Genomic DNA, 8307 nt, shown 5'->3' with positions numbered 1-8307 from the left:
GGTGTGGGAGTTGGCGTTTCTGTCGGAATCGGTGTCGGTGTGGGAGTTGGCGTTTCTGTCGGAATCGGTGTCGGTGTGGGAGTTGGCGTTTCTGTCGGAATCGGTGTCGGTGTCGGAGTTGGCGTTTCTGTCGGAATCGGTGTCGGAGTTGGCGTTGGCGTTTCTGTCGGAATCGGTGTCGGAGTTGGCGTTGGCGTTTCTGTCGGAATCGGTGTCGGTGTGGGAGTTGGCGTTGGTGTTGGCGTTGGTGTTGGCGTTGGCGTTGGTGTTTCTGTCGGAAGTGGTGTGGGAGTTGGTGTTGGCGTTTCTGTCGGAATCGGTGTCGGAGTTGGGGTTGGCGTTGGCGTTTCTGTCGGAATCGGTGTCGGAGTTGGTGTCGGAGTTGGTGTTGGTGTTGGAGTGGGATTAGAGTCATCACTATCATCATTGACAATAATGCCCGTACTTTGGTTGGTGGCGGGGTTGATGGTGGCGTTGGTGGCATTGTTGAGGGTAACGCTGAAAGTTTCATTCCCCTCGAATTTTTTGTCGCCGTTAACAATTACAGTGATCGTTTTTGTTAGCGCTTCGGACGAATTAAAGATGAGATTACCGTCATTATCTTCGTAGTCGAGATCGCCCGTAGTAGCAGTACCGTCATCTGTCTTGTAGTTAACAGTAATCGGCAAACCAGAAGCATTGGAGAGGCTAACGGTGTAGTTGTAGGTAGTTGTGCCTGTATTGCCTTCAGCTTGGTTAATCGTGGCGGGGGCGATGCTGACAGTTGGAGGGTTATCGTTATCTGCAATTGTCAAAACTGCATTGTTGTATTGATCGCCAACTGTAGCATTTCCCGTGGGATTAGTTAGAGATAAATTAACGGTTTCGTCAGCTTCGTCGATCGCGTCATCGGCGATCGGAATAGTAACAATTTTTGGTGTCGTATCGCCCGCGGCAAAGTTAATTGCGATCGGCGTCTTGGTGTAGTCAGCAGCAACAGCAGTACCATCCGTCAGCGTCAGCGTTGCCCCAACTGCACCTTTATTACCACCGATGCGATTGACGGTAATTGCAGTACCTACAACTGTACCGTTTTCATTCACGGTGTAAGCGGGATTGCTAAATTCCAGTAAGCCGGGGGAAGGTTGAGAAAATTCCGAAGTATCGTTAGTTGTTAAGTTAGTAGCAGTAGTGACGATCGCCCCTGTTGCAGTTAAAGGCGGCGATGTGAAATTAGCATTGCCAGCAGCATCAGTCGTGACATTAACAAAGTTGAGATAAGTTTGTCCTTCGCCGTTACCGCTGGGATCTAAAGCAATATTGTCAAAAAATTCGACGCGGAAAGTCGTATTGGGAATGCTGTTGAGAGTGCCGCTAAGGGTAATGTTGTCGCCGCTAGCAGTTGCCGAGGTTAACACCGGGAAATTTTGCAAGCCGTTTCCGCCTGTATCCCAGTCTCCCAAGTCGTTTGGGGTAACGCCGTCGGCAGTTAAGGGATCGGCATCGTTATCGAGATCGATGCCTAAAACACTATTGGAAAAAATCGAATTGCCTAAGATTGCCAAGCCGTTGCCACCAGTAACTTGAATGCCGTTACTAGCATTAAATGCGATCGTATTTCCTTCTCCTGCGGTGCCGCCGAGGCGGTTATTGACACCAGTATCTTGAGCTATAACGCTGTACAAGGTATTGGGTAAAGGAGTGCTGCCGTCAGCTTGCGTGCCGATATAATTGCCGATAACGCGGTTGCCAGTTGTCTCGTTGCCCTGGAATAAGACGGCCACTTGGTTGCCGGAAATGACATTGCGTTCTTGCGGTGTCACGCCGCCGATGATGTTGGTTTCGCCAAGACCGATGAAGATGCCAATCAGATTTCCCAAAGCGGCAGTACCGGTGATATTAGTGCCGATATAGTTGCCGACAACCCGGTTTGCCGCAGCAGGTATAACGCCTGAACCGGGCCCTTGTAGAAAAGCAATACCCGCAGTCTGACTGCCAGAAATGATATTGCGTTCTTGAGGCGTTGTTCCACCGATAATATTGTTAGAAGCGCTGGCAATAAGGATGCCAAACAAATTGTTTCCTAGCGCTACATTACCCGTGATATCAGTGCCGATGAGGTTGCCAACAACTCGATTTTGACTGGCAGTTGGGCCTTGGATCCCAATTCCGCTACCAACAACCGCACCAACACCCGCATTGCCAGAAATCAGGTTTTTCTGAATCAGATTTTCAGGCGCATTTTGGATAAAAATGCTGGTACTTTGGCCGATCGCAACAGTACCGGTAATATCAGTGCCAATGCGATTGCCGATTACTTGGTTGTTGCGCGCAGCGATGCCGGAAATCTCGATACCAACCGCAAAAGTGGTGTTAAGCAAAGTGATGCTGCCGGAGATTAAGTTGTTCTCGATCCGATTATCTGGAACGCCATCAATCCAGATCCCCCTGCGGTTGCCCCGATCGACCGTACCCGCAAGATCCGTGCCGATGTGGTTGCTGAGGATCGCATTGCCGCCATTGGTTTGCAAGCGGATGCCTGCCAAGCTAAATCTGTTGATCGCTAAACCTTGCACGGTACTTTTCCCAGCAGTGATATCAAGTCCGACAATCCCTACTCCGGGGAGGTTGCCGCTGAGTTCCACCAGTGGCAAACCGTTATAGCCCGCGCCGCCTTGACTCCAACCATCGACGATCACTGGATCGGAGATGGGCGGCAGTGCGGATAAAGGCTGAATTAATTGCTGAGAACCGATCGCCCCGATATTAAAGGCGATCGTATCGCGATCGGCTGCAGTACCCAATGTACCGTTAATCTGTGCTTGTTCTGCCACTGTCAAAGCAGGAATATCCAGAGTGCCATTGGCAACCAGAATTGCCTCTCTGAGGGTGAGGACGGCATTCCTGATATTCGAGTCATCTGTGCTATTAACGGTAATGGTAGCAGCCATAATTTTTCTCCTTATACCCTGGTGTTGGCGAGGTTCGGCTATTGTTGGTGAGGCGATCGATAATTGCGATCGGGCGATCGGCAATCAAGTTGCTTCTAAACCAGTTTATTCCCTAAGAACAAAACCCACCAGGGGAGTAAAATCAGGCTTTTCTACAAGGACTGACAGTAAAAACTCAGGTTAAATCAGTTAAAATAGGGAAAAGTCAGGGTGGCTTTCTCCATGCAGGAACAATAGATATCTTGTAAAAGTCTGCATACTTACGTATATACGTACTTACCGGTCGAGCCCATGAACTCAGAATTAGACTTCTCTTGGAGCCAAACCAAAGAATCTGCCGATCGCATTTTTGCTCAAAACACCGGCAAATATCTCAGCGACATCGAAATGAAAGTCCTTCAAGGTTCTTGGGAAGGCAAAAGTTACGAGGAAATCGCCAAAACTTACGGCTACAGTGCTGAATACCTCAACAAAGATGTCGGTAACAAATTGTGGCACAAGCTTTCAGAAGCGTTAGGAGAAAAAATTAGTAAGAAAAATTTCAAAGAAGCTCTAAGGAGATTTGCATCGCCAGAATTACGTCAATCTACTAACATAAATCAGCCCTCGTCAACACTGAATGCGAGCGCAAATTTGCAATTTCCCGAAGGTTCGGTATCATTAGATTCTCCTTTTTATGTAGAGCGTTGCAACATTGAATCTTTGTGCTGCGAGACAGTTGTGAAACCCGGTTCGCTGATTCGGATCAAAGCACCGGAAATGATGGGCAAAACTTCATTGATGACCAGAATTTTAGCTCAGGGCGAGCGGGAAAACTATCACGCAGTTTATATCGATTTGAGGGCTGCCGACCGAGGAATCTTAACAAATTTGGATAAATTTCTGCGCTGGCTGTGTTTGATGGTAAGCCGACAGCTAAAGTTAGAAAACAAGTTAAACGAATATTGGGATACGGATATTTTGGGCAGCAACGATAACTGTACGGTTTACTTTGAAGAGTATTTGCTGGCAGAAACATCGGCGCCTGTGGTTTTGGGGTTGGATGAAGTCGATCGCCTATTTCCCTACACGGAAGTAGTTGAAGACTTTTTGGGGATGCTGCGAAGCTGGCACGAAAAAGCCAAGATTTCGGATATCTGGAAAAAACTGCGGTTGGTAATGGCGCATTCTACCGAAGTTTATATTCCTTTGGACATGAATCAATCTCCGTTTAATGCGGGGGTGCCGGTTGAGTTGCTGGAGTTTGAGAGGCCGCAAATTCACGATTTAGCTCGCGTGCACGGCTTGGAGTGGGATGAGAGGCAATTGCAAGAGTTAATAAGTGCGATCGGCGGGCATCCTTATTTAGTAAGATTGGCAATGTATGAGATTAGTTGTGGCAAAATCTCATTAACTCAGCTATTAGAAAATGCGGCATCAGAATCGGGAATTTACAGCAGTCATTTGCGGAAGCATTTGGAAATTTTGCAACCAAATCCCGAATTAGCTTTGGCTTTGAAAAAAGTTGTTAATTCGGCCGAACCAGTTGAATTAGATTCAATGCAAATTTACAAATTGCACAGCATGGGAATTGTGCGGCGGCAAAACAATTATCTCATGCCGCGTTGCAATTTGTACCGCGAGTATTTCTGCCGTGTTTTAGGTTGAAAAGCATGGTTTGCAGTTTATTGTATCAGAGCGTGTCCGGTCGATCAACCGTGATTGCTTTAGGGTTCAAGGTCTAACTCGAATAACGAGCGCAAGCATATTCGAGTTAGACTTTGGCTACAGAAACCGGGTTTTTCAAACCTGCACTTAATTACTCCAAGCTTTGTCAAACGCATCGATTAAAATTTGCTTGGCTGATGGAGAATGACCGCGAGAATTAATCAATAAAGATGCCTGCACTCCATTTGGAAATGTAACAACACCACCGTTCATCCCATTTCTCAAATCTGGTTCTTTTTCTTTCGGTTTAGTACCGTAATAAAGCAAACCACCATGAGAGTAATAAGTGCCATGTTTTCCTGCCAATGGAGGTTGCCATCCAAGAGGTCTGCAATTTGCACCCGGACAGTTATTTTTATCAAACATTAAATCACGGGTGTTTTGATTCAGGATATCGTTAGAAAAGCCCACATAGGCTAAGAATCTTCCCAGATCCATTGCCGATAAATACCATCCGCCTCCACCACCTATCAGCGTCCAATCCCCTGCCAGAGATCCCGCTCGATTCGGCTGTTGGATACTCCCAACTGTGTGATACAATCGGGTGGGAAGTTGCGGTAGCACATCCTCGCTATTGGTTGTTTGATGGTATAACTCAGCATTTTTGATTTTAGCTTTCGCGAAGACCTCAGCTTTAACAACATCTTTGTATATTCTTGACATTTGTTTGTCGAACTCTTTGGGATTGGTTTTGTACAGGTTGCTGTAGTAGCCCTTTTGACTATTATTCAAAACCATGTAGGGCAAAATAACGCGGAAAATCGCGAGATTGGCATTGAGGTATTTGTACTCTGTTTTGGGTCGATTTACACCTTGAGCAATCCATTCTGTGAGCTGATTAAGTTCGGTTCCCGATCCATTAAGGTTCATACCGCTGTATTGTGATAGCAGTTCTTTGAAGGTGATATCTTTTACACCTGAGCCTAAATTCCAAGTAGTAGGAAGAAAAGGTGCGATTGTAGAATTAATCGTGAGATTGGGATAGCTAGGTGCTTCTTTCTGTTGAATGATTCTCAGGACAGCCGTAGCGGTAATGGGTTTAGTGATACTGGCAATATTCATGCGCTTCGTTGGGTATTGTGGGATTCCCTTGGGGTCGGGGAAAATTCCACTATTATTAGGGATATCTCGTCGGAGAACGGCATAGCCACCTGCACCGCTTTTTTTGAGTTGTCCGTTGAGTACAATGGCATATGAGTAACCCATTGATTGGTTATTAAGGGTTTGCTTGATATTTTGCTCAAACCGATTGATGTCAAATCCTGGGGCGGTAATAACATCGGTGGAAGCTATTTTGGATTGATGGTTGGTGAGAATTGCTTGCGAATCGGCTTTGACTAATTGGCTCGTAATTAGAAATCCACTTAATGCTAGGCTAGAAAGGATTAATAATTTAGGAATAATTTTCATTGATTTTGACTCGTGGGTTTTCGCTTTATGTTATCATTTTCTTGCTAAAACTCCTGAACTGCAATGGAGATAAAATCAGGTATTATAGGAACTGATAAATAGCTTCAGGCTTTAAATTTATCGGAAAAAATCAGGCGCAGCCTGACAAAGCATCATCAAAATCAGCAAAAATCCGGTTTTTTGGTAAATCTCTACATAGTTAGGTTGGCGATCGTATAATCAAGCCGAGGTTTGAGCCCTGGAGTCCGATGCGACAGTATAAAACAAATAGCGTCAATAAAAGACAAAGCGATCGCCCTCAGTTTTTTGTAAACTGAAAGAGCGATCGCGCTGCCTCAATTAGGCAATTAATTAGCTAGCGGTGAGGAACACCTGATTTGGGTTGAGATTGGTAATATTTTGGTCTTGCACAACACCAATCAAATCATACCTGTAGAAGATTCCAGTGTCTTGGGCATTGCTACCTCCCCAGTTGCCAAGCTCAAGCGAGTAACCATCTTGGATAAGGCCTTTGATTTGGATTTTATCGGTTTGAGCTAAACTAAAGTCTGTAATTGTGGCGTAGCCCTTTCCGAGGTAGTAAACGCTATTGTCCTTTATGTCACCCAACACGAAGGTATCCTTTTCCATGCCACCCGTGAGGGTGTCGAATTCATTTTGCCCAAAGCCGTAACCCGTAAGTATATCCTTACCGCTTCCGCCGAAGAGAATGTCGTTGCCCGTACCGCCAAGTAAAGCATCGTCTAAAGTACCGCCAATCAGGCGATCGTTACCAGGGCCACCAACTAGATAATCGTAGCCAACGCCGCCATATAAAGTATCATTACCAACGCCACCATCGAGAACGTCGTTGTTAAACCCACCATCTAAATAGTCATTTCCACCAAGACCCGACAATATGTCGTTGCCTGCATAGCCAAAGATTGAGTCATCTCCTAGCGTTAATACAGGGCCATTGGGGGTTTGCATGAATTCAGGATCTTTACCAACTAACTTGGGTCGTAATTGACCGTTATTGAAAGTACCATCGTCATTGAAAGGTGTTCCATTAATAATTGTCATTTCAGTTGCTCCTTGTTGTTCAAAATCAGGACGTAGAGATTGAGCGACCTGTGCGATCGCTACTACATTGCTTTGAATCGTTGAAACTTGATTCCCTATTTTCCCGCTCGCTCTTCGATGTAGAGCCTCTGGACATCGGTTCCCAGGCAGAGCCTGGGAAGCAGTTATGCTAGAGATATAATTAGACGAACGACAGGGTTAAATCCGCAGCCATTGTGTCTGCAACTACGGCAATCATGTCATCTTTATAAAAGATTTTCGTGTCGAGAATCAACTTATTGCCATAACCGTCCCCCGATACAAAGTCGTAATCTTGCTTTTTACCCACCAGCAAAATTGCATCTCCGTCTGCTTTCTTAAAGTCCTGAATAATTGCATAGGAGTGCTCGCCTAAGCCATCTAAGTAAGGCATTTTAAACTCCGGGCCTTTCTCGAAAATTGCGAATGTATCGGCTCCGAAACCGCCAATAAGGGTGTCAATTTCGTCAGGGTAGCCCCCCGGCCCACCATTTTTATTACCATTAAGGTAATCATGGCCACTGCCACCTTCGAGCAAGTCATAACCACCGTTGCCATACAGCACGTCATTGTTAGTGCCGCCAGTCAAATAATCGTCACCATCAAACCCATCTATCGTGTCTTTGCCAGCACCGCCATAGATTACATCATTGTCATAGCCGCCATATACCCGATCGTTGCCACCTAAAGCAGAAATGTGGTTCGGCTGATTTAATTTTCCATTTAGGAAATCATTGCCTTGAGTACCCCACTGAATTTCTGACTTAGGTTTATTGCCAAACTTATCAATTGTGCCGATAAAACTGTTAACGGCTTTAATCAGTTCTGGAGTACCCAAATCATCAATGATGTCAACAATGCCAGCGGTAGCAACCGGGCCAACACTGTCAATAGTGCGAACAATTTCGACAGGATTTAGGGTGCGAGTAGTTTCATTTTCGCCAACATTTCTGTCGCGGTCAATTAGATCGACAGTTGCAGAATCATCTTGTTCCCGAGGAACATCGGTAAAGTCTTCAATGAAACGCGGTTTGTTAGGATTTGGGTCGCCATCGGGGTCAGTCCGAGGAACATCGGTAAAGTCTTCAATGAAACGCGGTTTGTTAGGATTTGGGTCGCCATCGGGGTCAGTCCGAGGAACATCGGTAAAGTCTTCAATGAAACGCGGTTTGTTAGGATT

Annotated in this window: 5 protein-coding genes; 1 reads left to right on the top strand and 4 read right to left on the bottom strand. The window is 45.8% G+C overall.

Annotation, left to right across the window (positions count from 1 at the left end):
• On the bottom strand, positions 1-2930 hold a 2930-nt coding region (locus tag QUA16_RS07505; protein WP_333181079.1), incomplete at its 3' end, for a Calx-beta domain-containing protein.
• Positions 2931-3221: 291 nt separating this feature from the next.
• On the opposite strand from QUA16_RS07505, the gene QUA16_RS07500 reads away from it, so the two are divergent.
• Positions 3222-4577, top strand: a complete 1356-nt coding sequence (locus tag QUA16_RS07500; RefSeq protein ID WP_333102638.1) for an AAA-like domain-containing protein — start codon at positions 3222-3224, stop codon at positions 4575-4577.
• 147 nt (positions 4578-4724) lie between these two features.
• Here QUA16_RS07500 and QUA16_RS07495 read toward each other — a convergent pair whose 3' ends face one another.
• The 3 genes from QUA16_RS07495 to QUA16_RS07485 form a co-directional block, all read right to left on the bottom strand.
• A complete protein-coding gene (locus QUA16_RS07495; RefSeq protein ID WP_333102639.1) occupies positions 4725-6047 on the bottom strand; it encodes a serine hydrolase domain-containing protein in 1323 nt (440 codons plus the stop codon).
• Positions 6048-6398: 351 nt separating this feature from the next.
• On the bottom strand, positions 6399-7109 hold the full coding sequence (locus QUA16_RS07490; protein ID WP_333102640.1) for a calcium-binding protein: 711 nt from the start codon (positions 7107-7109) through the stop codon (positions 6399-6401).
• A gap of 181 nt (positions 7110-7290) precedes the next feature.
• Positions 7291-8307, bottom strand: a 1017-nt coding sequence (locus QUA16_RS07485; protein WP_333181077.1) for a calcium-binding protein, incomplete at its 5' end; no start/stop codon positions are given.

Origin of the sequence: Microcoleus sp. S13_C3 (assembly GCF_036700905.1) — a bacterium.
In the GTDB taxonomy this organism is placed as follows: Bacteria; Cyanobacteriota; Cyanobacteriia; order Cyanobacteriales; family Microcoleaceae; genus Microcoleus.
This window is presented reverse-complemented; position numbering and strand designations above follow the sequence as displayed.